The sequence below is a fragment of the Microcoleus sp. B4-D4 genome (assembly GCF_036705185.1).
Taxonomy (GTDB): domain Bacteria; phylum Cyanobacteriota; class Cyanobacteriia; order Cyanobacteriales; family Microcoleaceae; genus Microcoleus.
The window spans coordinates 2742-26387 of record NZ_JAUBTX010000056.1; the positions used below are offsets into that span (position 1 = coordinate 2742).

A 23646-nucleotide genomic window follows, 5' to 3' on the forward strand; every position below is an offset into this window, starting at 1 on the left:
CAATCTCAAATCTTCCATAGATTGTCTCGGAATCACGCTGAGTTCAGAAACCCGGTTTCTTCCTAGATTTCTCGTTCTCAAATCTCACAATCTCAAATCTTCCATAGATTGTCTCGGAATCACGCTGAGTTCAGAAACCCGGTTTCTTCCTAGATTTCTCGTTCCCGACGCAAATTTTGCTCAGAAACCGGGTTTCTCGCCGTCGCAGTGCGTAATTTTTCTCAAATCGACAATGGAAAATCCACCGATCCATCCACAGCCGAAGTCTCGATCGCTCATTACAAAACTTTACACTTGACGTTTCTCAAGTTACAGAGTAATGGTAAAGTTAGTATGTTCGCAAGGAAAAAGCGTCCCCGAGAAACTGATATTTCCTGATTCCGGGCGATCGCGATCGATAACTTCGGATATTCCCCCAAAAAGCGGCAACCCCGCCCCATTGGGAGTAACTCGCGAACCAAAAACTCCCAACCGCCTTCTAGCGGCATTTGTAGATGAATCCCGACAACCTGCCTCAAATCCTGCAAACAGGATTTCACCTGACTTTAGGTGCAACTTCTTTTTTCATTGAGACATTGCAAGATCCCTTAAAGCGAGAAGAAAATCTGGACAAACTCCAGTCAGATTTGAGCCTTCTCGCGGATGAGTTGCTGGAAAAAGGGGAAATGACTGAGAAAGAAGCGCGGAATTTTGTCGATACAATTTTCTCCCCACCGGGCGAGAAGGAGAATGCAAGCAGCGACGAATCCGTCTCGCACCAGCAATCCGATACAGCAACTGACACTCCTTCGGAGTCGGTTGGACAGGCTGATGTCAAACAGATTCAAGAATTAACTGCACAGATGGCAGCGCTGAGGGTTGAATTGGAAAATTTGCGCGCCGAAAATTCCCAGGATTAAAGAATTCAAAATTCTTTAACACCGCCGGAGTTTAGTTGCAAACTTAACTTGCAAATTTATTTAACCGAACTAAACTTTAGTCATTGTCCCATTTTTCAGAACCGATCAGGTCGCCGATGCGATCGCGCAGCAAGAAGTCGCATTTTTCGAGTTCTCCCTCGACGCAAGACCATTCTCGGGGCGGGATGAACTGACAAAGCGTGTAGATAGGCTGTTGTCGGCTAAGTACGCCCTCGTGCACGAGATGGCGCGCTTCATCTTGGATAACATCTAAAGAGTAGTGAAGTTGGTTAATAGTTGAGTGAATCATGATGCGCCCTCAAGGTTTTACTAAAAAATTATGGCCCTGGTAATAATATAATCCAAACTTCCGAATATGTAAGTTATTTTTTTTCTGTATACACATATACTCTTGACCGATCGATTAAAAAAAATTATAGGAATCCTGAGTAAGCGATCGGATTTGTTTTCGGATTTTGAAACACAGCAGATGTTCCAGGCTAGCAGGCGGCGGATGTGCTACAAAGCTGCATTACAACTCAGACATCAGTGTCCGATTCCCGGTTGCTGAATGCTTTGCCGCCAGCAGCAAAATTTCTGGGGACAAACCGGGTATATCGATTCAATTGCTGAGCCTGCAAAGGAAATATTCAGGAGTCCGACTGTTCAACTATTGCCCGTTTTGTCAGTACCGAACAGCAATTCTAAAGCGAGGGATTGCGCGGCCGGCATTTGCCCGAAACAAAATACATAAGGAATACTGGGAGGCAAATGTGGTAAAAATTGCTCTAAAACGTAGGGACTGCCGTAAATTAGCACAGCTTGCAGTTCTCCGGTGCTTAATAATTTCTTAAACCAATCTCTCGCTGCTTGGGTTAAATCGGCACTGCCTCGGAAGCAATTGCCGCGAATAAAAATTTGTAGCAGTGTTCGAGAAAAATGCTCTGCACTTGCATTATGGGCGATCGCACCTGTGCGATCGTCAATTAGTTGCAATTCGTAACCCAACTCTTCGGGCCGGGCGATCGCCGGAGTGTGTTTTCCCAAAAACTCGCAACCCAAAACATCATCTACAATAATCAAATTCCGCAAAAACTGGTTTTCTGAGGGTTTTTTCGCTATTAAAGGTAGATTTCCCCCAAACTTTAAAGAATCTCGCAAAATATCGGCAGCCGTTGCCCTTGCTTCGGGATTTGCCAGCAAACCTAAGTCGATCGAGTCGATCGATTTTGAATTCTTGCTCCCTATATCAACAACAGCAGTTTGATTCTTACTCCCCCCCTTAGCAAGGGGGGGTTGGGGGGGGTCAAAAATCGACAAACCCACCTTAATTTTCGCCTGCCAAATTCGCTTGACAGATTTCTTGATTTGTGCTAAAGAAATCCGTCCTTGAGTGACAGCTTCGCAGACAGCCAAAATCGCCCCTTCCGGGTCAAGCGGCATCAGCAAAACATCAGCACCAGCCTCAGCCGCCAAAACAGCAGCCTCGTTATGGCCGTACTTATTGGCGATCGCGCCCATCACCAAAGCATCAGTCACGATCAAACCTTCAAATCCCAACTCTTCTCGCAGCTTCCCGATCAAAATTTTGCGAGAAAGAGTAGCAGGAAATTCGGAATCCCAAGCCGGAATCAGCAAATGAGCGCTCATGATTGCATCAACTCCGCTGGCGATCGCCCGGACAAAAGGAGGCAACTCAACCTCGGCCAATCTCGCTGGCGAATGCGGCAAAACCGGCAATTCCAAGTGAGAATCAACCGCCGTATCTCCGTGGCCGGGAAAATGCTTAGCTGTTGTCAAAACCGGGTGTTCGCCTGCGCCGCGAATAAAAGCACTGGCTAATTTGCCAACAATTTCCGGCGTTTCGCCAAAAGCGCGGACGTTAATCACGGGATTGTCGGGATTGTTGTTCACATCAACGACTGGCGCGAGAATCCAATTTAGACCGATCGCCCTAGCTTCGATCGCAGTCACAGCGCCCATTTGTTCAGCATAGCGATCGGCCGCTGCTGCATCGTGCCGCGCAATTTCGGCAATAGCCATCGGCGGCCCGAACCAAGTCGCCCCGGCGAAGCGCTGGCCTACACCTTCCTCAATATCAGCCGCCAGCAGCAGCGGAAATTTGGCCCAAGACTGCAATTGGTGCGATCGAACCGCCAACTCAGCAGCACTTCCCCCCACCAAAATCACCCCGCCCACGCCCAATTTTTCCAGATAATAGCGGAGTTTGCTAGCCGTTGGTTCCCATTCGGGATAGCGAATTTGGTGGTCGAACAAGCAGCCGGAAGCCCGTACTACGAACATCTGGGCTACCAATTCGGGCAAGGAAAGATTGTCTATCATGAATTTGTCAGTTGTCAGTTGTCAGTTGTCAGTTGTCAGTTGATAGGGGCGGTGGATGGTGCGTGCCCGCCCTCTTAGTTGTCAGTTGGCGGTTGTCAGTTGGCGGTTGACTAGCTTCAGATACTAATCCTCGTCTGTTTTTAAATCTTCATCATCATTTTCATTGCCATCCGCCAATTCTTCGTCATCAAACATACCGGGTTTGCGATCGGCAGAAAGCTGATTTAGCAGTATCAGCATTTTATCCCCGCGTTCTAGGGAACGGTCTTCGAGAAATATCACTTCCGGCGTCCGGCGCAGTTGCACCCGTTGGCCCAACTGGTTGCGGACGTAGCTAGTTGCAGATTTCAAACCTTCCATAGTCTCAGCCTTCGCCTCATCAGTACCGTAGATGCTGACAAAAATCTTTGTATGCTGAAGGTCTCCCGAAACAATTACATCGGTAACGCTAACCATACCGGCACCTACCCGGTCGTCCTTGATTCCATTCAGCAACATTAGGCTGACTTCCCGTTTAATCATCGAAGCTACACGCTCAATGCGACGACTTGTAGCCATAACACCTACTCCTCTACTTTCCTAATCAGCCATTTTCATCCCGATTGACAATTGTAGCGCGATCGGTCAGGGGTGTTACGGGCGATCGTCCGAGTTAGGGGTGAGACACAGCTTAGAGGAAAAAAATGTTTGATAACCGCTGTGGTGAATATATAGCTAATATAGAGACCTAGATTGAAATACAGCTTAGAGGAAAAAATGTTTGATTGGATTGTCAAAACCGTAGCCGATGCTTCAGGGGTAACTAACCAGCTAAAGATAGCTGAATGGGCAAGATTGAACAGGACAAACCCTTTCGACATGGGAGCCAAAAACTACCAACGATGTGTTTATGACTTAGGATTAGGGGGAAAATATCATGAACTTGAATATAACGAAGATGGCAGCCTAAAGTATCAATGATTTTGCCGTAATTTCCTTGATTATGCTTCTTGATTCCCCATTGTAATATCCATTCCTAATTAATCAATTAAACACAAATATTCCTTTCCCATCCGCCCCTTGGGGAATGAAATTTGTTCGATTTTATAGAATAAATCCAACCTTGTAAAACTCCATAAAATTGGAGAGATAGCAAGATAATTAAATCCATCCGCGTATCCGTGTTAAAATTCCTTTATCGCCGTGTTTTTTTAGGGCGCAAAACTCATGGAAAAAGAATTTACTGTTGGTCAAAAAGTGCGAGTTGTGGCGATGCCGCCCTACGTGAAAACTGCCGAACCTATGCCGATGCTGCGGCCTGCAAATCTAATTGCGATCGGCGCTGAGGGTGTTGTACTCGATCGGCGTCCCGGCAATTATTGGGGCATTCGCTTTGAAAAAGGTGCTTTTCTGTTAGACAGTCAGTACATTGAAGCAGTTGACAGTTGACAGTTGGCAGTTGGCAGTTGGCAGTTGGCAGTTGGCAGTTGGCAGTTGGCAGTTGGCAGTTGGCAGTTGGCAGTTGGCAGTTGTTAGTTGGCAGTTGTCATTGGGAATTGGGAATTGGGAATTGATATCACAATTAAAATCTGCCTTTTCCTTTTTGCCTTTTGCTTCTTATCTAGACTTATTGCATAAATCTTTATTTAATTGATATGTCAACTGCAGATGCAAGGCAGATTAAGACTGATAGACGCAGATAATTTAAAAAGATGCTCTCGAATTAATGTATAGCCTTTCTCAAAAAAGTGAGGTATGCCCTATGCCCTATGCCCTATGCCCTATGCCCTATGCCCTATGCCCTATGCCCTATGCCCTATGCCCTATGCCCGACATTACCTCATCTTTCGCTTGAAAGGCTATAATCGGTGTTCATTACATACGTTAAATTTACTAAAAAATTCGTTGCCAAACTTCCATTTTTAAGAAGCTAACTTTGCTTCCAAAGCTAGAGGATTAACCTGAAAATCTTCCAATACTTCCTCTATATGGGGAGATGTAAAGTTACAGGGTTGGGGTTTTCCAAAAAAATAACCTTGAGCGTAATCTACCCCAAGTTCCTTGATTTTATCCATAATCGCTTGATTTTCGACATATTCGGCAATAGTTTTAATTCCCATGACGTGAGCAATCTTGGTGATAGCTTCCACCATTGCGATATCAATAGGATTATCTGTAATATTTTTAATAAAATTACCATCAATTTTGATATAATCAACGGGCAAGCTTTTCAGGTAAGCAAAGGAAGACATCCCGCTGCCGAAGTCGTCTAAGGCAAACTTGCAGCCGAGTTCTTTGAGTTTCCAAATTAGGCTTGCTGCTTTGCTGAGATTGGCGATCGCCACGGTTTCGGTAATCTCAAAGCAAATTATTTGTGGCGGTATTTGATGGATAGAAAACTGCTCCTGAATAAACTCGATCAACTTTTCTTGGTTGATGCTGTCGCCAGAAAGGTTGATTGCATAAAGGCTGGGATATTTGCCAAAGGAGGATTGTAAATTAGATTGGGGATATCCAGCAGGCAAGGTAACAATTCGAGCGCTTTCTGCTTCTGGGTTTTGGACTAATAAATTGGCTGTAAATAATTGAGATAAGTTGCTAAATAAAGTGCGAATTACCCAGCGATCGATCGCCTGCATCAAGTTGTAGCGTTCGGCGGCGGGAATAAACGCCATCGGCGACACTAACTGACCGTTTGCAAGCTGGAGGCGCAGCAGGATTTCGCAGTGGATGCCGGTGGCTGACGGGTTGAGCAAATGTACGATCGGCTGAGAGTACAAGCGCAAGCGATTCTCTTCTAAAGCTTGATTAATTTGGACTACCCACTGGGTTTCGCCGTGCTGTTTGATTAATTCCCGATCGCCCGATCGATAAATCTGCACCCGATTGCGGCCTTTATTTTTAGCAGCATAGCAGGCTAGATCGACCGCGCTCAACACCGCAGATGTCGATGTTGTTTTGCGATTAATTGCCACCAAACCGATACTAACGCCGATCGAAAAAGTTTTGTCCTGCCACCCAAACCGGAATTTTTGAATGCTTTGCAGCAGCAATTTTGCAACATCTAAGCCCTGTTCAGGGGGGCAATTGTACAGGAGTACAGCAAACTCATCGCCGCCGAGACGCGCCAAAATATCGGTTTTGCGGATATTGCTTTTAAATAGCTGGCTGACTTGGCGGAGCAGTTCGTCGCCTGCAACGTGACCTGCTGTGTCGTTAACTATTTTGAAGCGATCGAGATCGAGGTAAAGCATTACGTGTTCTTTACCGTAACCTTGAGCGCTGTGCAGGGCGTGTTCTAGCTGATATTCAAATTCGCGGCGGTTGACCAATTGCGTCAAGGGGTCGTGAGTTGCCTGCCAGGTTAGCTGCCGCGCTTGAGTTCGCACTTGGGTGACATCTCGGAACACAACGACGGCCCCGATAATTTGGCCGTTGCTGGCGTGGATGGGGGCGACGCAGTGGTCGATCGCAAATTCGCGGTTGTGGCGAGCAATCAGCAAGCTGTTGTTTCCTTGGTCAACTATTCGACCTTCGTACAAAGCGATTTCGGCGATATTTTCGATCGGCATCCGGGTAGTTTCGTCAACTATTCTCAGCACGCTGGCCAGGGGCAAACCTTTTGCTTCCGAGGTTGACCAACCGGTGAGTTGTTCAGCAACTGGATTGAGGGTAGAAATGAAGCCGTTGCTGTCAGTAGCGATTACGGCATCGCCGATCGATTGTAGAGTAACTTGAGCGAGTTCTTTTTCCTCAAAAAATGCTTGTTCCATGCGCTTGCGATCGCTAATATCCCGCTGCACGGATATCCAGTGGGTGACTTTCCCCAACTCGTCAGCAACGGGTACGCTGTTGAGTTCCACCCAATAAGTAGAACCGTCTTTGCGGTAGTTGATCAATTCCAAGCGCAGCGGTTCAAGGCGAGAGAAAGCGCGGCGAATTTTGGCAACTTGAGCGCCGTCGCTGTCAGGCCCGCGCAGACAACTGGGTGTTTGGCCGATAATTTCTTCGGGCTGATAACCAGTCATTTGGGTAAAAGCTTCGTTGACGTATATGATGGCGGGATCGGAGATATCGCTGTTTCCCGCATCCATAATCACGATCGCATCGTTAGCGTTAACTACGGCCGATTCTAGGAGTTGCAGCCGCACCTCGGCCTGCTGGCGGGTAGCGATTTCCGTTTCCAGCCGGCTGTTAGTCAAGCTGAGGGAGACAATCGCTTTTTGCAATTCGCTAGTTTGTTGTGCGACTAAATCGTGCAGAATATCGATCGCCCCGGACATTTCCATCGGATCGAGCACGCGCAGCAAGCTACTTTGAGTAACTATTCCCAACAGTTCTCCGCGTTCGCCCCTTACTAGCAACCTGCGGACTAAACGCTGCTGCATTTCCTGATGAGCTACCCACAGCGAGTCTTCTGGCTTGAGACTAAATAAGGGGCTACTCATCACTGTGAGGGCGATCGTTTGCGACAAATCTATATCTAAAGCTTGAAATTCCACAATATCCCGTTCTGTGACGATACCTACGGGAATTGGGAACGGCAAATTCATCGATAACTCTCTGGGTTCTGTAATTACCACGCAGCTAACGCGGTGCTGCGCCATCAACTCAGCTAAACTCAGAACAGACGCTGAGCGAGGCGCTTGAATGACTTCTGCGGTCATTACTTCTTTGACGCTGTGCATTTTTAAGATATTTGCCGGTTGCACCATTGCTTGGCGAATACTTTCGGGGGTAATTACTCCTAGGAGTTGACCGCTGCGATCTAATACTGGCAGGTGGTGAATTTTATGCTGGCTAAGCAGAATTAAGGCGCTAAAAATGTCTCGATCTTCATCATTTGTCAGCGTTGCCGTCGGCTGTCGCATCACTTCTGCGATCGTAACATTTTTTAAATTTTTGCCGGAAGCAATCAAATCGACGAGATCTCTCTCGGTAAAAATTCCTTGTAATTGACAATTTTGAGCAGATTGCCAGTTTGATTTTTCTAGAGATGTTTCCACCACAAAGACGCAGATCCCTCTGGCATCTCTGAGGATGTTTGAGGTGTGCGGATTGGCAATTTCTGTTAGCTGCTGGTAGAGATTGGTTGTTGGAATATCTGCGTTTAGAGGACAAGTCGGGCGCTGTTGGCCCATGAGCGTAATTACTTCTGCTAATGGGGTATCTGGCGCAACTGTCAAGGGGGAGCGGTCAATTACTCGATCTAAAGTTGGCAGATACTTGGAGGAATCGTTTTTGAACATAATTTAATAAATTTTTGCGATCGCGCTGGCTCTGCGACATTCCAAAAAAGCCCTGCTTTCCAAGCACTAGCTGGAGTTTTACAGCGCTGCTGAGACAGCATAAAAATTTCTTGTAAAAAATGCACCTGTTGTTTGGCCCGGTAGCAGGCCGGTGACGGCTCTAGCTCTACCTACAAAGTTATAAGCCGATCTTTATTTTAAGTTAAATTTTGAGTCTCGTGACACTTTTATTAAAAATAGTGTGTTGGTTTTGATTTTTTTGGCGATCGAGTTACCTGCTACAACGATCGATCGCGTTATCAATCATATCCTTCTTTAGAAAGACACATTTACGGACGATTTTGGCTAATATAGAATATGTTACTACAAAAAAGCATTGTCTTAAAGTTTGGCATTGTTAAGTTTTGCGACATTAAATTTTGCGAGCTTTAGGAAACCATCTGTGCGCTGTCAAGGGCAATCGATATCACAGTAAATCTGTGAAGGCGATCGCAAGTTGCGAAAACAACCGTGGTAAAATTGTAGGTATAAACAGTAGAACTTAAACACATAATAAACCGAGGAAAAAAATATGAAACGCCATCTATTAACAGCAACTCTTTTAATTGCTCCCTTACTGTTCGGCGGCCCGGCCCGTGCCGAAAATCCGGCTCAAGTCAAACAGTTACTGTCAACCGGCCAATGTTTTCAGTGCGACTTGTCTGGAGCAGATTTGACCGGTGCTCATTTAATTGGTGCAGATTTGAGAGAAGCAAATTTGCAAGGTGCTAACCTCTATCGCGCTAACCTCGAAGGTGCTGATTTGACGGCGGCTAACTTGACTGGTGCTAACTTAACCGCAGTTTTCTTGACTAACGCCAGTTTAAATGATGCAGACCTCGATCGGGCAAATCTGACTGCAGCCATCATCAACACCGCCGACGTATCCGGTGCATCAATGGAAGATATGACTATTACCGATGCCAAAATCTACAATACCAAAATCGGTGTCGGCGGCAGCTACGACCAGTAAACTCTTTTTAAAGAAAGAATGCAAAGCACCCTTTTTCAGTTAAAAAACCCGGTTTCTCCCCAGAAACCGGGTTTTTAGTTTTTAGCGATTGGGGTTATTTTAGCGGATAGCAAATCAGATTTTCTCGGTATGTCCTGAAAAAAATCTAAAAACCCAAATCCACAGCAATTCGGTGCGCGCAAGCAAAGCCAGAAAACGCCACCGCATTTAAACCCTGTCCCGGAAACGTACTGTCGCCCACACAATACAAACCAGGCATAGAAGTTCGATTAAACGGCATTCCCAACAAACCCATTAACTTTTGTCGCGGAATCGGCCCGTAAGTTCCGTCTTCGCGGCCCAAAAAGCGGCGGTGAGAACGCGCAGTCCCCACTTCCATATAATCCAAACCAGCATCTAAACCGGGAAAAATTGTTTCTAATCGGTCAATAATTCTCCCCGCAGCCTCTTCTTTTTTCTCCTCGTATTCCTGCGCCGCAAGTCCTTCCCACTCTTCTATCCAACTCGAAGTAAAAGCGTGAACGATGTGATATCCTGCCGGAGCTAAATCCGGGTCTAGCACGGTCGGAATTGAGACTAAAATAGTTCCCTCCGGCGCTTCCATTTTGTCCCAAGCTTCTAACAAAATGTGGTGGCAGGCAGTACCGGCAGGGATGGCGCTTGCTTCCACTCCCAAATGTAAACTCAGGAAACTGGGTGCTTTTTGATAGCGCTGCTGCCATTTCTTCTCGCTAGCTGGCATCTCTTCTGCCGGCAGCAATTTTTCAAAAGTATCCCAGCGCGTGGCGTTAGAAACTATTCGCTTGGCGCGGTAAACTTCGCCCGTTGCGAGTTCGACTCCGACAGCGCGGCCGTTTTCTGTGATAATTTTTTTTGCTTTAGCTTTGTATTGAATTTTTCCGCCGCATTTTTCTAATCCTTCGACCAATTTTTGGGCAATTTGACCGACTCCGCCTTTGGGATAATTTATGCCGCCGTAATGTCTGTCGGAAAATACCATTCCGGCGTTAATCATCGGTGTTAAGTCTGCGGGTACTACAGACCAGTAGTAGCATTCCATGTCGATAAATTTCAGTAAAGTCGGGTCTTTTATGTAGCGCCGCGCAATGTCGCCAGTATTTTGAGGCAAATATTTTACTAATCCCAAACAGGCTAAAGGATTTTGAAAGAAGACTCGCACCAGATATCCGGGTTCTTCTAGGGATAGCAATTCCATGCCGTTGAGGCAGTTGAATACGTTCCAGCATTCGCCATAAAATTTCTGGATTCCTTGGCGTTCGTGGGGGAATCTGTCGATTAATTCTTGCAAGTATTTCTCATAAGGCTGGGGAACTTCCAAATCCAAGCCGTCGGGTAGGTGATAGTGAAGCTGTACGGGGTCGGGAATTGTTTCTAGGGTGACGTTGACTGCTTTGAGGGCGCGGGTGAGGAGGTTGGTGGTGCCGCGCTGTCCGAATCCAAATATCATGGAGGCTCCGACATCAAATCTGTAGCCTTCTCGATCAAAATATCCAGCACTACCGCCGGGAATTGTGTAGCTTTCGAGCACCAAAACTTTGGCTTTCTTGGCTGCTAGCTGGGTGGCTGTCACGAGTCCGCCAATGCCGGAACCGATGACGATCACATCAAACTCTTGCTCTGTAGGGCCGGAGTTGGGAGAGAATAACTGGGATTGAGTAGGAGCTGACATTGGGTTAAAAATCTTAATATTGAGATAATTTTACAGTCGATCGCCCTTCCTGAACTCTTGCCTCTACGATTTTCCCTCTACCTCTGGTGTGTCAGCCTGTTCTAACCTATAGCTTCTAGCTTCTAGCTTCTAGCTTCTAGCTTCGGGTGCCTTCTTGTGTCTTCCCTCTTCCTTCTTCCCTCTTCCTTCTTCCCTCTTCCTTCGGATGCCTTCTTCCCTCTTCCTTCTTCCGACGGACTTACATCCGTTACATCCGTTATATCCCGTACATTGCTCGTTGCCGAACTTCCCTCTTCCTTCTTCCCTCTTCCTTCGCAAGGCTTCTTCCTTCCAAAAAAAATGCGGGAACAGTCTACCATTGCCGACTGCCCCCGTCTGCCGATCCTTTGAGAGGAGAACACTAAAAATTACTATAGCCTTGTTGCTAATTAATGTCAACACTATTGGAAAAATATTTCAATAAGTTGGCGGCGGTCGGCAAACCAAGCCAGTTGTAGGATTTGAGATGTTCCATTTTCGATTTGAGATTTTCGATTAAAGATTGTGATAAGTTGCACAGAGCGATCGTTAGCGAAGCCCGCCCCTACGGGGGCTACAACGAAAACGATCGCTCTGTGCATAAAATCCCTGAAACCTAGCAATCTCGGCAATTTCCTCATGTCCCTGCAACTGCGCGTTTACGTTCCTCCACATCCGTTAATTAAACACTGGCTGGCTGTCGCCCGCGACGCGGCCACCCCATCGGTACTTTTTCGTTCTGCGATGACAGAATTGGGAAGGTGGCTGGCCTACGAGGCAATTCGAGAGTGGCTCCCGACTGTGGAGACAACGGTGCAAACGCCTTTGGGCGAATGTCCGGCGACGTTTATTAACCCGGAAGCTCCGTTAGTTGTGGTACCGATTTTGCGGGCGGGTTTGTCACTACTGGAAGGAATTCAGACGGTTGTGCCGCTGGCTTCGGTTTACCACCTCGGTATGGCAAGGAATGAGGAGACGCTGGAGCCGATTTGTTATTTGAATAAATTGCCGGCGCAGTTTAACCCCCAAACGCGGGTGATAATTAGCGAGCCGATGCTGGCGACTGGCGGTACGATTGGGGCGACTATGCGGGAGTTGACTTCGCGGGGAATTGATCCGAGCTTGATTCGGATTATTTCTGTGGTGGTTGCTCCTCCAGCTTTGAAGATGCTGAGTGCAGAGTACCCGAATTTGATTATTTACACGGCGACGATCGACGAAACAGTGAACGAACAGGGTTTTATTGTACCTGGTTTGGGTGATGCGGGCGATCGAACTTACGGCACCTAATACAATTTTAGATTTTGGATTGTGGATTTTGGATTGTGGATTTTTGATTGAAAAATTGATTCCACAGATAAATCTCGCGGTTGTATCATTTTTCCCAAATCGTGCAACTGTAGGGAAGCGTCATATCATGTGCGATCGATTACCATAACAAAAACGGATCGCGCGTGCCGAATGCGAGTCCGCAACGCAAGAGCGGACACCACGACGTACTAACAACCTTACTGATTGCGGTCAATCAACCGGACATGATATCAAACTCATATCCAGTGAATCATCCCCAATCTAAAATCTAAAATCTAAAATTGTCTGATTCGATTTCTCCGTATTTAGGTGCGGTGAGTGGTTTCTGGAATCAGTTTCTGGAAACTCCGGTAAAAAAGATTACCCGGACGCCAGTAAAATCAGGCACAGAGAAAGTTAAGATTAAAACTATAAGTCAAAAATAAATAGCGTTTAGCACTCATTGCCCGTGAAACTTGATTCTTTACCGCCAAGCTTGTCTGGTTCTGACTCACCCACCCCCAATTCCGACTTGCCGCAACACCTACAAACACAAATAATAGAGGCTTCTAAGAGTTGTGCTGCTTTAACCCCGGAGCAGGTTGAACTCTCAGTGAGTACAAATGCCGATATTTGTCATGAAGAAAAAGGACTGAAGCCCAACCACTGGGCAATTTTTGCTTCGACGTTTGCAACTATTTTTTTTGCTGAAATTGGAGACAAAACTCAGCTCGCGATTTTGCTGATGACGGCTGAATCTCGGAATCCTTGGATTGTTTTTGCGGGTGCGGGTTCAGCTTTGATAGCAACCAGTTTGCTGGGGGTTTTGCTGGGAAGGTGGATGGCTAGTCGGATTGCTCCGAAAACTTTGGAGAGAGCTGCTGGGGTGATTTTGCTGGTGATTGCGGCGGCTTTGCTGTGGGAAGTGCTGGGATAAACGATTTTAGATTTTAGATTTTAGATTTTAGATTGAAGAATTGGTAACTATATCATGTCCAGTTGCACTCATACATGATGTTAACTGTTAACAGTCAACAGTCAACAGTCAGCAGTCAACAGTCAACAGTCAACAGTCAACAGTCAACAGTCAACAGTCAACAGTTAACAGTCAACAGTTAATTTACTATTCGGATGAAGAGAGGATTTGATATTACTGATTGGGTGGGGATAAGTTGCAAGAAACCTGGTTTCTGGCTGCATCTTTGGGTGAAACCGAAGATTTTGGAGAGAAACCTGGTTTCTGGGAGCCTGTGGGTAAGTCTACAAATTCAATCAATGCGCGTTGTGCGCCCTACAAATTCATAACTAAAAAATAAACATGGATTGGCAACTTTTAGGAATAACTTTTATGACGGTGTTTTTGTCAGAATTGGGTGACAAAAGTCAATTAGCTGCGATCGCCCTTGGTAGCAGTTCTAACTCGCCCAGGGCTGTATTTTTTGGCACTGCGTCGGCGCTGTTGTTAGCTAGCTTAATTGGCGTTTTGGTTGGACAAGGCACGGCGGAGGTGTTACCAGAGCGATTGGTAAAGACGATCGCGGCGATCGGATTTGCGGTAATGGGCTTGCGGTTGCTGTGGCCAAAATCTGATGAGGCGGAAGCTTCCGAGTAGGATTGACTGAAATATATCAAGATGGCTAAAATTTCCAAAAATTAACGGCGGGTGTGAATTCACGCCCGCCGCTAATTTTTGAGTTTTTTATTCTCTGAGGATTGTGTCGGTTAAACTTGGTTTTGGTAACACCAGCCCACCAAGGTAGCGCCGAGGGTCAACTTCACAGCTTCCAAGACAAAATATCCTTGGTGCAGTAAATTCATCCCGGCGGGGACTTCTGCTGCTGAATCGAACAGATTTAGCTGCATTCCCAAGGCGCTCATTTGAGGTGTGAGACTGTAGGTGTCAATCAGGGCGATCGCCAGAAGTACCAATGATAATATGATTGCTGTGCGACTGCGCTTGCCGAAGTCACCGAATAAATTGCTCAAAACCATCAAACCCGTTGCTACCAAGCCCGAACAGATCAACTCAACGCGGTTGAATCCCCAGAACATCATATTTCCGGCTGTTGCAAACTCAGGAGATGTCATCATTCCCGATACAAACAGGCTGGGCATAATTACTAAATCCATAATCAGGCTAGCGCTGAGCCAGAAAATTAGGGCTACCATAACAATTGCTTGCCAGCGCGGTTTGATTGATTCCACTCTTGATGTTGTAATAGCTGTCATATAATTGACCATCTAAAATTTTTTTCTGCCTTTTCTAGAGTTTAACTAACTTTTCTAGAAAATTGTGTTAAGTATTTTTAAATGAATGGTAACTTTTTTAACTGACTTAGAAGAATTGTTAAGCCGGCGGGAAAATGTTCGATCGCGCGATCGAACATTTGTAATTTTAGGCGCAACCGCAGCGGATTGTTTTATAGATAATTAACGGCTAAAAGCTGACGCACGCTACTAATTTAGTCGGTTGTAGGGTGGTGCGTCAGCGGCGGATTGTTCGATCGATATATTGACCGCTCAAAGCTGAGACACCCTATTAATTTACCACTAATTGCTAACTCGATCGACCTACAATCTGCTGTATATGCCTAAATTGAAATTTCAACTATCATCTTGGCTTCCCCGTCTCCCCACTCAAGTCTGGATTCTCGCCGCAGGCAGATTCCTCTCGCAAAGCGGCACCGGTTTTACTTTATTTTACGCGCCGATCTTTTTTGTCGATCGCGTCGGTTTATCTGCAACTGCTGTTGGTATCGGTTTGGGTATCGGTTCAATTGCGGGAATATTCGGCCGCGTTTTGGGCGGTTCTTTTTGCGATTCTAAATTTTGGGGAAGGCGGCGAACTTTATTGCTGGCGACAATGATTGCGGCTGTCGCTTCTTTTGTACTGGCGGCAACTAATAATTTCGGCGGCTTAGTTGCAGGAAATATACTGATGGGTTTTGGCGTGGGTTTGTATTGGCCTCCAACGGAGACAATGGTGGCGGATTTAACGGAGGGCGATCGGCGACAGGAGGCTTTTGCTTTGACGCGGCTTGCTGATAATTTGGGTTTGCAAGTTGGGATTATTTTTGGCGGTGTTTTGATTGCGGTAACGGGGAATTATCGATCGCTCTTTATTATCGACGGTATCTCGTTTATAGTGTTGTTTGCGGTGGTGGCGATCGCCATTTCAGAAACCTACAAACCTTCTACTGCAACAGATGCCAGCCCAAAAAATCTCAAAAATGGCTGGATGGTGGCGTTGAACGATCGCACTTTGCTAGTATATGCCTCGGTAAATATTTTGTTCACTCTCTACATTTCCCAAATTCAAACCACAATGCCGCTGTATTTTAGCAAGTTTGTACAGGTGGGGACATCGGGAACAGGCTTTTCTACAGGTACAATTACCGTTTTGTTTGCTTTTAGTACATTTTTAACGGTAGCTTTGCAACTGCCGATTGTGAAAGCTTTGAGGGGGTTTTCCCATCCAAAAGCTTTGATGATTTCGGCGCTGCTGTGGGGAATGGGATTTATCGCGATCGGCTTGACGGGAATGGCAGCAACTGGCAATCTATTTTTAGCTGTTTTAGGCTTGAGCTTTTTGTCCTTAGCGACAGTTGCTTATACGCCTTTTGCTTCGGCTTTGGTGGTGGATTTAGCGCCGGAGTCTTTGCGAGGCGTGTATTTGGCGCTTAATTCTCAGTGTTGGGCGATCGGCTATTTAATCGGGCCGCCGCTGGGCGGTTTCGCCTTGGATCGGGGTAAATGGGGGGCGGATAATTTTTGGTTGGGTTTGGCTGTTAGCGTGATATTGGCGATCGCGATTTTGCGAAAGCTCGATCCAATGTTGAAAGAAAAAATAATTGCAAAAAAACAACTTTTGTGATACGTAAACTAGACAAATAAAGAAATTGCCAAAAATGCCGATCGCCCTCAAACTGCGATCGGCATTTTTGGCACACATACCCGAACCAAAAAACCGGATTTTGGAACCAAAATAGAAAGTTTTAAGCAAATATTGTGCCGAAAAACCCGGTAGAGCGATCGTCGCCCCTGCCTCCGCAAACTAAGGCAATTATTTTATACAAAGTCGCCTCCGTACACAGTCTATCTGTATGGTACTTCGGCGCAGCTTATCCCTACCAAGAACACAGCGACACCATTTTTGCGTAATCTATTACAGAGCTTATTAAAGATATAAAAAATCCAAAATTTATGAACTTAAAACTTGTGATTTTGGCTGCCGAATAGATTTACAATCGCTAGAAAGCTACTAGCAATTTTAAAATTTCTTTGTGAGGAGTCGCAGTGAAAACACATTTACTATTTAGTGCCTGCGGAGCAGGTTTACTGTATCTACTTGTCGCTTCTTTACCATTGGCAGCCATGCCACCGGTTGCAGATCGAGAAACATTAAGCACTCAAGACTTAAAAGAGTCAGATGATAAAATTAGCCTGAATACAACTGTTGAAAATCCGCTCAAAATCCCTCAAACATCAGAATTCAAACAAATCGAGGAGCCACCAGTTGACAGTACCACCTCAACAGACGATCGCGTCGCCAACCTCAATCAGCCCGAAACTGCAGCATTAACCGCAGAAAATCACCCAAAAAACTCATTAAACTCAGCCGAAAAACCAGCCAACCAAGCCCCAGCCGAAATCGCAGACACAACATCTGCGATTCCCGCCCAAAACCCGCAGACACCAGCCGAAATCACAGAAACCACATCGGCGATTCCCGCCCAAAACCCGGCACCAGCCGAAAGCGCAGAAACAACATCTGCAATTCCCGCCCAAAACCCGGCACCAGTCATTGCTCAAACACAAACACCTACTGCCGAAAAGTTAGCTGAAATCGAAAACAGCGCTTCCTTAGAGCCCACACCAGCCAACAGTCAAACTCCCGAATCTACCGAACTCGAACAAGTAACATCTGTCTCGCAACTCTCCGACGTGCGCCCGACAGATTGGGCATTTCAAGCCTTACAATCTCTCGTAGAAAGATACGGCTGCATAGCGGGATATCCAGACGGCACATTCCGAGGCAATCGGGCAATGACTCGCTACGAATTCGCCGCCGGTTTAAATGCTTGCTTGGATAAAGTTACAGAGCTGATTAAAGGCGGTACAGGAAATTTAGCAACCAAAGAAGATTTAGCTTCTATCCAAAGATTGCAAGAAGAATTTGCAGCAGAATTGGCAACTTTGCGCGGTAGAGTCGATGCTTTAGAATCCCGCACCGCCGAATTAGAAGCAAATCAATTTTCGACAACAACTAAACTCAGCGGCGAAGCCATTTTTAGTGTTGCCGACACTACCAAAAACAATAACAGCGATACTCAGACAGTCTTCAATTACCGAGTGCGGCTGAATCTCCTTACCAGTTTCACCGGCAAAGACACATTAATCACAGGCTTGCAAGCTTACAACATTCGCAGCTTCGGGCCAGATTTGGGTTTGTCAACGGGAGCATTTAGCGGTTTATCTGACAGTCAGGCAAGGCTGAGTTTTGAGCCGCAATTTCCCGGAATCAACCCTCAGAATTTATCTAGCAGCGGTGCTAACACAGTTGAACTTTACAAACTGCTTTACGTCTTTCCAGTTTCTAACAGCATTACTTTATTTGCTGGCCCGAAGGCGGAAACTTCCGATGCTTTTCAAGCAATCACTCCTTTTGCAGGAGAAGGGCAAGAAGCTATTTCTAGGTTTGCAGGTTACAACCCTGTAGTGCGCGTATCCGGCGGCACTTCTGGCAGCGGTTTGGCATCGGCTGGCGGGTTTATTTGGAACATTTCTAAAAAGCTCAATCTCACAGCTTTGTACGGCAGTGTAAATGCTGCTTTGCCTAACGATTTAGGCTTTCCAGCTACTCCGTTGGGGGCTGGTTTATTTGAGGGAAGTACGATTGCTGCGGCGCAGTTAACGATTAAACCAACTAGCAGTATTGACATTGGTTTGAATTACGCTTACAGCCGCCACCAATTGAATATTCTGGCTACAGGATTATCTGATGCGGATTTGGGTTCTATTTTGGGAAGAGATAGAGAACCTGTTAACGGTGGCGTGAGGATGAATTCGTTTGGCGGTACTGCAACCTGGCGGCTTTCTCCGAAAGTTGCTGTTTCTACCTATGGAGCTTGGATAATTGCTGATGCTGAAAGAAGCAATGCTTCTACAACTTTCAACAGTTGGATGGTTGGTTTACATTTCCGAGATTTGTTCAAATCAGGAAATAATGCAGGTATTCTGTTTGGACAGCCTTTGGATCGCGATTCGGTAAGGGGCGGTGCTCGTTTTCAGGCCAACAAAGCAACTCCTTACCATTTAGAAGCTTATTATCGTTTCAAAGTTAACGATAATATCAGCATTACACCGGGTGCTTTTGTGTTGTTCAATCCTGAAGGTACTAAGGATAATGACACTGTAGGGGTGGGCGTTCTTCGCACTACTTTTACTTTCTAAAAAGTGGCGACACTATTATCTGTTTGTAGTAAGGACTTCAATTTTTTGTCATAAATTTAGGCAACTTAAGGATTAAAGTCCTTACTACAAATGATTATTTTCTGCGATCGCCCAATTTGCGATATACTTCTCTCAAATCAACTTGATGGTGAGCTAAAGCAACCAAAGCGTGATAAAATAAATCGGCAACTTCCCCAGCAATCCCGTCTTTGTCGTCATCTTTGCAAGCCATCACAACTTCCGCCGACTCTTCGCCAATTTTCTTGAGAATTTTGTTGTCGCCGCCCGCAAACAACTTGCAAGTGTAAGATGTTTCGTTAGGATTGTCTCGCCGATCGCAAATTACGGCAAATAATTGAGATAACATATCTCCAGGCGGCGGTACAATTTCCCCATCAACTTGGTGAAAACAACTTCTTTCTCCCGTGTGACAAGCAATATCTCCGACTTGTTCCACTGTCACTAGCAAAGCATCGCTATCGCAGTCGTAACGCAGCCCTTTGACATTTTGAAAGTGTCCCGAAGTCGCACCTTTGGGCCACAATTCGGCGCGAGAACGACTCCAGAACCAAGTTTGACCGGTTGCGAGGGTTTTTTGCAGCGACTCGCGATTCATCCACGCCATCATCAATACAGTGCCGTCTAAGTAATCTTGGACGATCGCCGGCACTAAACCGCGATCGTCGTAACGAATCTTTTCAATGGGAATCGATCGGCTTAAACTAGACAAATCCGTAGCAGACATAATTTTATTTCAACTTTGATAGTAGAGATTTACGCTTTTTTGTCCGACAATTCTTTTCATTAACCGCAGAGGACGCTCTTGAGACAGAGAAACAAAAGAAAAGAAGAGATAGCTAATCTTTAAGCCAGAAGCGAGTTACTGAAGACACAGCTTTTTGGCGATCGACACCTGTGGCAACATAGCAAGTTAGGGACAAATTGTCAACAACAATTTTACAAAAAATTACAATTGAGTGCGATCGGTGCCAGCAGTACAAAGCCTGAAAAACCCAACCTAGTATTGCTACGGATTGGTTTGTATCCTAAAATCAATTAACATAGTTTCTTTAAATCGACCTAACCATTATCCTGAAGTCGCTATAAAAGTATTCTAGCAACAACAGACCTTCACTAAGGAGAAAACATTGGTTTCCACAACACACTTGAAAACCACCAAATCAGAAGAAATCTTTGCCGCAGCCCAGAAGTTGATGCCCGGTGGTGTCAGTTCCCCCGTGCGCGCCTTCAAATCCGTAGGCGGAGGGCCAATAGTCTTTGACAGGGTAAAAGGAGCCTACATTTGGGATGTTGACAGCAACCAATACATTGACTACGTAGGCACTTGGGGCCCAGCCATCTGCGGCCACGCCCACCCAGAAGTCATCAAAGCCCTTCACGAATCTCTAGAAAAAGGCACAAGTTTCGGAGCACCCTCGCTGCTGGAAAACGTGCTCGCCGAAATGGTCATCGATGCCGTTCCCAGCATAGAAATGGTGCGATTTGTCAATTCCGGCACCGAAGCCTGCATGGCCGTTTTGCGGCTGATGCGAGCCTTCACCGGACGCGATAAATTGATTAAATTTGAAGGCTGCTATCACGGGCACGCCGATATGTTTTTGGTAAAAGCCGGTTCGGGTGTCGCAACTCTCGGGCTTCCCGACTCTCCGGGCGTACCAAAATCTGCTACCGCCAACACCCTCAACGCTCCCTACAACGACTTGGAAGCAGTTAAGGCTTTATTTGCCGAAAATCCGGGCGAAATCGCAGGCGTAATTCTGGAACCAGTTGTAGGGAATGCCGGGTTTATTGTACCGGATGCGGGTTTTCTCGAAGGTTTGCGGGAAATTACCAAAGATAACGGTGCTTTGTTAGTTTTTGATGAAGTAATGACCGGTTTCCGCATCGCCTACGGTGGAGCTCAGCAAAAATTCGGTGTCACCCCAGATTTGACGACTTTGGGTAAAGTTATCGGCGGCGGTTTGCCGGTGGGAGCTTACGGCGGACGGCGCGATATTATGGGGATGGTGGCTCCAGCGGGCCCTGTGTATCAAGCTGGTACGCTTTCGGGAAATCCTTTGGCGATGACTGCTGGGATTAAAACTTTGGAATTGCTGCAAAAACCTGGCACTTACGAACAGTTAGATAGGATTACGAAAAAACTGTCCGACGGATTGCTGAAAATTGCTAAGGAAGCCGGACACGCGGCTTGTGGCGGGCAAATTAGCGGGATGTTTGGCTTGTTTTTTGCGGCGGGCCCAGTGCACAATTACGATGATGCGAAAAAGTCGGATGTAGCAAAGTTTGGCCGCTTTCATCGCGGGATGTTGGAGCACGGTATTTATCTGGCTCCTTCGCAATATGAGGCTGGATTTACTTCTTTGGCTCATACTGATGAGGATATCGATCGCACTTTGGCCGCAGCGCGCGAAGTGATGGCTAGTATTTAAAGTGCGATGGTTGCGAATGCAAGTCCTTAAAACTCAGGGATGAAGGATTAAAGTCCTTGCTGAAAAAAACTGCAAGGACTTTAATTTTTAACAGATGATATCGTTTCCGGTAACATCGGAATGATTGTTGACTGTTAACTGTTGACTGTTGACTGTTAACTGTTAACTGTTAACATCATGAGGAGTGCAACCGGAATTGATATCACGCAAGAATCGGGTTTCTAAACTTGTGTTTTTTCCGATTAAGCTGTCGCGCAAATAAACATTGCATATTGGCTCGTTACCAGGCTCTGCCTGGTAATGCAGATCCCGAGGCTCTGCCTCTCTTTACCCCCTGAGCTTCTGGAGAGAGAAGTGTGGCAGATGTTTAATTTATTAAATTTTGGTTCCTTACATGAAATTTAAATGCAGAACAGCTTACCTACTTATAGCAATCCTAAATCATTTGTGAATTTCTTACTCCCTCCCCTTGATAAGGGGAGGGTTGGGGTGGGGTAAAAAGTTTACGACTCCTGCAAGGATTGCTATAGGATCGAAAACTTAATAACTTAAACACCTCCTACAGTTCTGTCTCCTGTAAGTTGCCAGATAAAAGGAGGCAGAGCCTCCGGATCTGCATTACCAGGCAGAGCCTGGTAACGAGCAATCGCTTAAGTTATTAAATTTTCATTCCTTAATGACTAATGACTAATGACTACTGACTACTGACTACTGACTAATGACCAATGACTACTGACTACTAAGAGGGCGGGCACGGGGGCACCGCCCCTACCAACTGACTACTGACTCCTAACTACTGACTCCTAACTACTGACTCCTAACTACTGACTACTGACTACTGACTACTGACTACTGACTACTTCACTCGTTTAGAAATTCACCTTCACAGATAATCGAGTCTCTGCTTTCCAAATCTTCTTGATTCCAAATCGAGTTTAATGCTGCCGAACTTAGAGAAGTTGACATTGTATTTAATGTTGTGTTGTAGTATTCGACAGCATTATTCTGTTCCATCTGCGGCGCTTCCTTAAAGTAGGAATTAATATCCGGCGTGCAGCGCTGGGCTTGGTAGTATAAATAAGCTTCAGCATTAATGCACATGACGTGGTAAAAATCCTTGTTGGCTGCTGCGATCTCTCCGAGTTTGTACAGCGCTAAACCTCGGTTGAGATAAGCTTTGACATAATTTGGATCTAGTTCCACTGCTTTGTCAAAGTCTTCTATTGCTAGCTGCATTTGTTTTAATTTATAACGAACGCATCCTCTGTTGTAATAGGCATAAATATTGTTTGGATCGATGCCTAGTGCAGTGTTGTAATCGGCGATCGCCTGCGTATTGTCTTTTAATTGGTGGTAACAGAGGCCGCGATTGATGTAAGCCTTGATATATCTAGCATTCAACCGCAGCGTTTCGTTAAAGTTCTCTATTGCTGCCTCTTTTTCTCCCAAAAGGTAGTAAGCCCGCCCCCGGTTGTAATAGGTTTTATAATTGTGGGAATTGATAGAGAGAGCTTGATTGTAGTCTTCTATTGCTTCTTCGTAATGTCCTAAATTAGCCAGCACGAGTCCCCGGTTGTTGTAAATAGCGTGACTGTCAGGTTTGTTTGCTAAAGCGCAGTTGAGATCCTCAATGGCTTTGTCGTTTTCTCCGAGATGCCGCCAAGCATTGCCTCGATTCAGATAGGCCTCGAACAAATTAGGATTGATATCTAGTGCTTGGGTGAGGTCTTCGATCGCCCTTTGGTAATCTTTCATGTAATAGTAGACTAAGCCGCGATTGTTATATGCTTTGGCATCAGCGGGATTTTCCTGCAGTATCTGATCGAAGTCTTCGATCGCCGCTTCGTAGTTTCCTTTCTTGGCGCTATGTAAACCGCGCTTGTAAAATTGTTTGAGGTTCATAGGTCAACTTTCAGCATTGCTTGATTCTGGGGGTTGATTTCTTGGCAGTCAGTTTTTCAACGAAAAACTGTTAAACTTCTCTTTTTTTGCCACCCGTTATTAGATTACCCTCAAATTGATTGTAGCCTATCTACCGGAAACAGGATTTTAGGTTCATTTTAACAGCTCTTCGAGCTTCTGGAAACCGTCAATACGTCGGCTTGATTTACTTTGCCAGTTCGATTATTGACTATCTTGAGTTTCAGTAAAAAGTCTGATTTTAGTCGAAATCCTGTTTCCCATTCTCGGGCTGTGATCGAAGCGATCGTAAAACTTGGTATCAATTGTTGCACTTGTTTTCTAAGTGTAAACTTTAGATATT

23 protein-coding genes are annotated in these 23646 nt (G+C 45.8%); 13 read left to right on the forward strand and 10 right to left on the reverse strand.

The genetic code is table 11. From position 1 onward, the window contains the following. Positions 1-298, forward strand: a 298-nt coding sequence (locus QUB13_RS26390; protein ID WP_333386895.1) for a hypothetical protein, incomplete at its 5' end; no start/stop codon positions are given. Positions 299-309: 11 nt separating this feature from the next. Here QUB13_RS26390 and QUB13_RS26395 read toward each other — a convergent pair. Then, positions 310-471 (reverse strand): hypothetical protein, encoded by a 162-nt coding sequence (locus QUB13_RS26395; protein ID WP_194067200.1) that lies wholly within the window; start codon positions 469-471, stop codon positions 310-312. A 23-nt stretch (positions 472-494) separates the two neighbouring features. Between QUB13_RS26395 and QUB13_RS26400 the strand changes: the two genes are divergently transcribed. Next, entirely contained in the window at positions 495-899 is a 405-nt protein-coding gene (locus tag QUB13_RS26400) for a hypothetical protein (RefSeq protein ID WP_333386896.1), read from the forward strand. 76 nt (positions 900-975) lie between these two features. Here QUB13_RS26400 and QUB13_RS26405 read toward each other — a convergent pair whose 3' ends face one another. The 3 genes from QUB13_RS26405 to rbfA form a co-directional block, all read right to left on the reverse strand. Continuing rightward, a complete protein-coding gene (locus tag QUB13_RS26405) occupies positions 976-1209 on the reverse strand; it encodes a DUF4327 family protein (RefSeq protein WP_333386899.1) in 234 nt (77 codons plus the stop codon). 356 nt (positions 1210-1565) lie between these two features. Further along, positions 1566-3242 (reverse strand): glycoside hydrolase family 3 N-terminal domain-containing protein, encoded by a 1677-nt coding sequence (locus QUB13_RS26410; RefSeq protein WP_333386903.1) that lies wholly within the window; start codon positions 3240-3242, stop codon positions 1566-1568. A gap of 123 nt (positions 3243-3365) precedes the next feature. Then, a complete protein-coding gene (rbfA, locus tag QUB13_RS26415; protein ID WP_333386906.1) occupies positions 3366-3800 on the reverse strand; it encodes a 30S ribosome-binding factor RbfA in 435 nt (144 codons plus the stop codon). A 174-nt stretch (positions 3801-3974) separates the two neighbouring features. On the opposite strand from rbfA, the gene QUB13_RS26420 reads away from it, so the two are divergent. From QUB13_RS26420 to QUB13_RS26430, 3 genes are all read left to right on the forward strand, one after another. Next, complete coding sequence (locus tag QUB13_RS26420; protein ID WP_333386908.1) at positions 3975-4202, forward strand: hypothetical protein; 228 nt, start codon at positions 3975-3977, stop codon at positions 4200-4202. 246 nt (positions 4203-4448) lie between these two features. Continuing rightward, positions 4449-4670 carry a regulatory protein SipA gene (gene sipA, locus QUB13_RS26425; RefSeq protein WP_194067195.1) on the forward strand — a complete coding sequence of 74 codons (222 nt, stop codon included), beginning with the start codon at positions 4449-4451 and terminating at the stop codon, positions 4668-4670. Beyond that, on the forward strand, positions 4667-4795 hold the full coding sequence (locus QUB13_RS26430; RefSeq protein WP_333386911.1) for a hypothetical protein: 129 nt from the start codon (positions 4667-4669) through the stop codon (positions 4793-4795). Before sipA ends, QUB13_RS26430 begins: the two co-directional genes overlap by 4 nt. A gap of 348 nt (positions 4796-5143) precedes the next feature. Here the strand turns inward: QUB13_RS26430 and QUB13_RS26435 are convergent, their stop codons facing one another. Further along, a complete protein-coding gene (locus tag QUB13_RS26435; RefSeq protein WP_333386913.1) occupies positions 5144-8470 on the reverse strand; it encodes an EAL domain-containing protein in 3327 nt (1108 codons plus the stop codon). A gap of 571 nt (positions 8471-9041) precedes the next feature. Between QUB13_RS26435 and QUB13_RS26440 the strand changes: the two genes are divergently transcribed. Then, positions 9042-9482, forward strand: coding sequence for a pentapeptide repeat-containing protein (locus QUB13_RS26440; protein ID WP_333386916.1), 441 nt, complete (start codon positions 9042-9044; stop codon positions 9480-9482). A gap of 145 nt (positions 9483-9627) precedes the next feature. Here QUB13_RS26440 and crtH read toward each other — a convergent pair whose 3' ends face one another. Then, positions 9628-11172, reverse strand: coding sequence for a carotenoid isomerase (crtH, locus tag QUB13_RS26445; RefSeq protein ID WP_333386919.1), 1545 nt, complete (start codon positions 11170-11172; stop codon positions 9628-9630). Positions 11173-11294: 122 nt separating this feature from the next. Next, the gene (locus tag QUB13_RS26450; protein ID WP_333386922.1) at positions 11295-11531 is read right to left on the reverse strand and encodes a hypothetical protein; all 237 of its coding nucleotides are present in this window, start codon (positions 11529-11531) and stop codon (positions 11295-11297) included. Positions 11532-11829: 298 nt separating this feature from the next. Here QUB13_RS26450 and upp point away from each other — a divergent pair, with 298 nt between their 5' ends. The 3 genes from upp to QUB13_RS26465 all read left to right on the forward strand — a co-directional run bounded on the left by upp (position 11830) and on the right by QUB13_RS26465 (position 14092). Then, a complete protein-coding gene (gene upp / locus QUB13_RS26455; protein WP_333386959.1) occupies positions 11830-12480 on the forward strand; it encodes a uracil phosphoribosyltransferase in 651 nt (216 codons plus the stop codon). Positions 12481-12949: 469 nt separating this feature from the next. Further along, positions 12950-13417, forward strand: a complete 468-nt coding sequence (locus QUB13_RS26460; RefSeq protein WP_333092106.1) for a TMEM165/GDT1 family protein — start codon at positions 12950-12952, stop codon at positions 13415-13417. Positions 13418-13798: 381 nt separating this feature from the next. Beyond that, entirely contained in the window at positions 13799-14092 is a 294-nt protein-coding gene (locus QUB13_RS26465) for a TMEM165/GDT1 family protein (RefSeq protein WP_265233198.1), read from the forward strand. Positions 14093-14202: 110 nt separating this feature from the next. Here QUB13_RS26465 and QUB13_RS26470 read toward each other — a convergent pair whose 3' ends face one another. Beyond that, positions 14203-14709: a hypothetical protein gene (locus QUB13_RS26470; RefSeq protein ID WP_333092108.1), complete on the reverse strand. Its 507-nt coding sequence runs from the start codon at positions 14707-14709 to the stop codon at positions 14203-14205. Between the two features lie 358 nt (positions 14710-15067). Between QUB13_RS26470 and QUB13_RS26475 the strand changes: the two genes are divergently transcribed. From QUB13_RS26475 to QUB13_RS26485, 3 genes are all read left to right on the forward strand, one after another. Beyond that, a complete protein-coding gene (locus tag QUB13_RS26475; RefSeq protein ID WP_333386928.1) occupies positions 15068-16354 on the forward strand; it encodes an MFS transporter in 1287 nt (428 codons plus the stop codon). 134 nt (positions 16355-16488) lie between these two features. Further along, positions 16489-16641, forward strand: a complete 153-nt coding sequence (locus QUB13_RS26480) for a hypothetical protein (RefSeq protein WP_333386931.1) — start codon at positions 16489-16491, stop codon at positions 16639-16641. Between the two features lie 135 nt (positions 16642-16776). Next, the gene (locus tag QUB13_RS26485; RefSeq protein ID WP_333386934.1) at positions 16777-18933 is read left to right on the forward strand and encodes an iron uptake porin; all 2157 of its coding nucleotides are present in this window, start codon (positions 16777-16779) and stop codon (positions 18931-18933) included. A gap of 94 nt (positions 18934-19027) precedes the next feature. Here QUB13_RS26485 and hisIE read toward each other — a convergent pair whose 3' ends face one another. Further along, positions 19028-19678: a bifunctional phosphoribosyl-AMP cyclohydrolase/phosphoribosyl-ATP diphosphatase HisIE gene (gene hisIE / locus QUB13_RS26490; RefSeq protein WP_333092113.1), complete on the reverse strand. Its 651-nt coding sequence runs from the start codon at positions 19676-19678 to the stop codon at positions 19028-19030. A 403-nt stretch (positions 19679-20081) separates the two neighbouring features. On the opposite strand from hisIE, the gene hemL reads away from it, so the two are divergent. After that, a complete protein-coding gene (gene hemL, locus QUB13_RS26495; RefSeq protein WP_333386936.1) occupies positions 20082-21383 on the forward strand; it encodes a glutamate-1-semialdehyde 2,1-aminomutase in 1302 nt (433 codons plus the stop codon). 861 nt (positions 21384-22244) lie between these two features. Here the strand turns inward: hemL and QUB13_RS26500 are convergent. Continuing rightward, positions 22245-23285 carry a tetratricopeptide repeat protein gene (locus QUB13_RS26500; protein ID WP_333386939.1) on the reverse strand — a complete coding sequence of 347 codons (1041 nt, stop codon included), beginning with the start codon at positions 23283-23285 and terminating at the stop codon, positions 22245-22247. Positions 23286-23646: the final 361 nt, after the last annotated feature.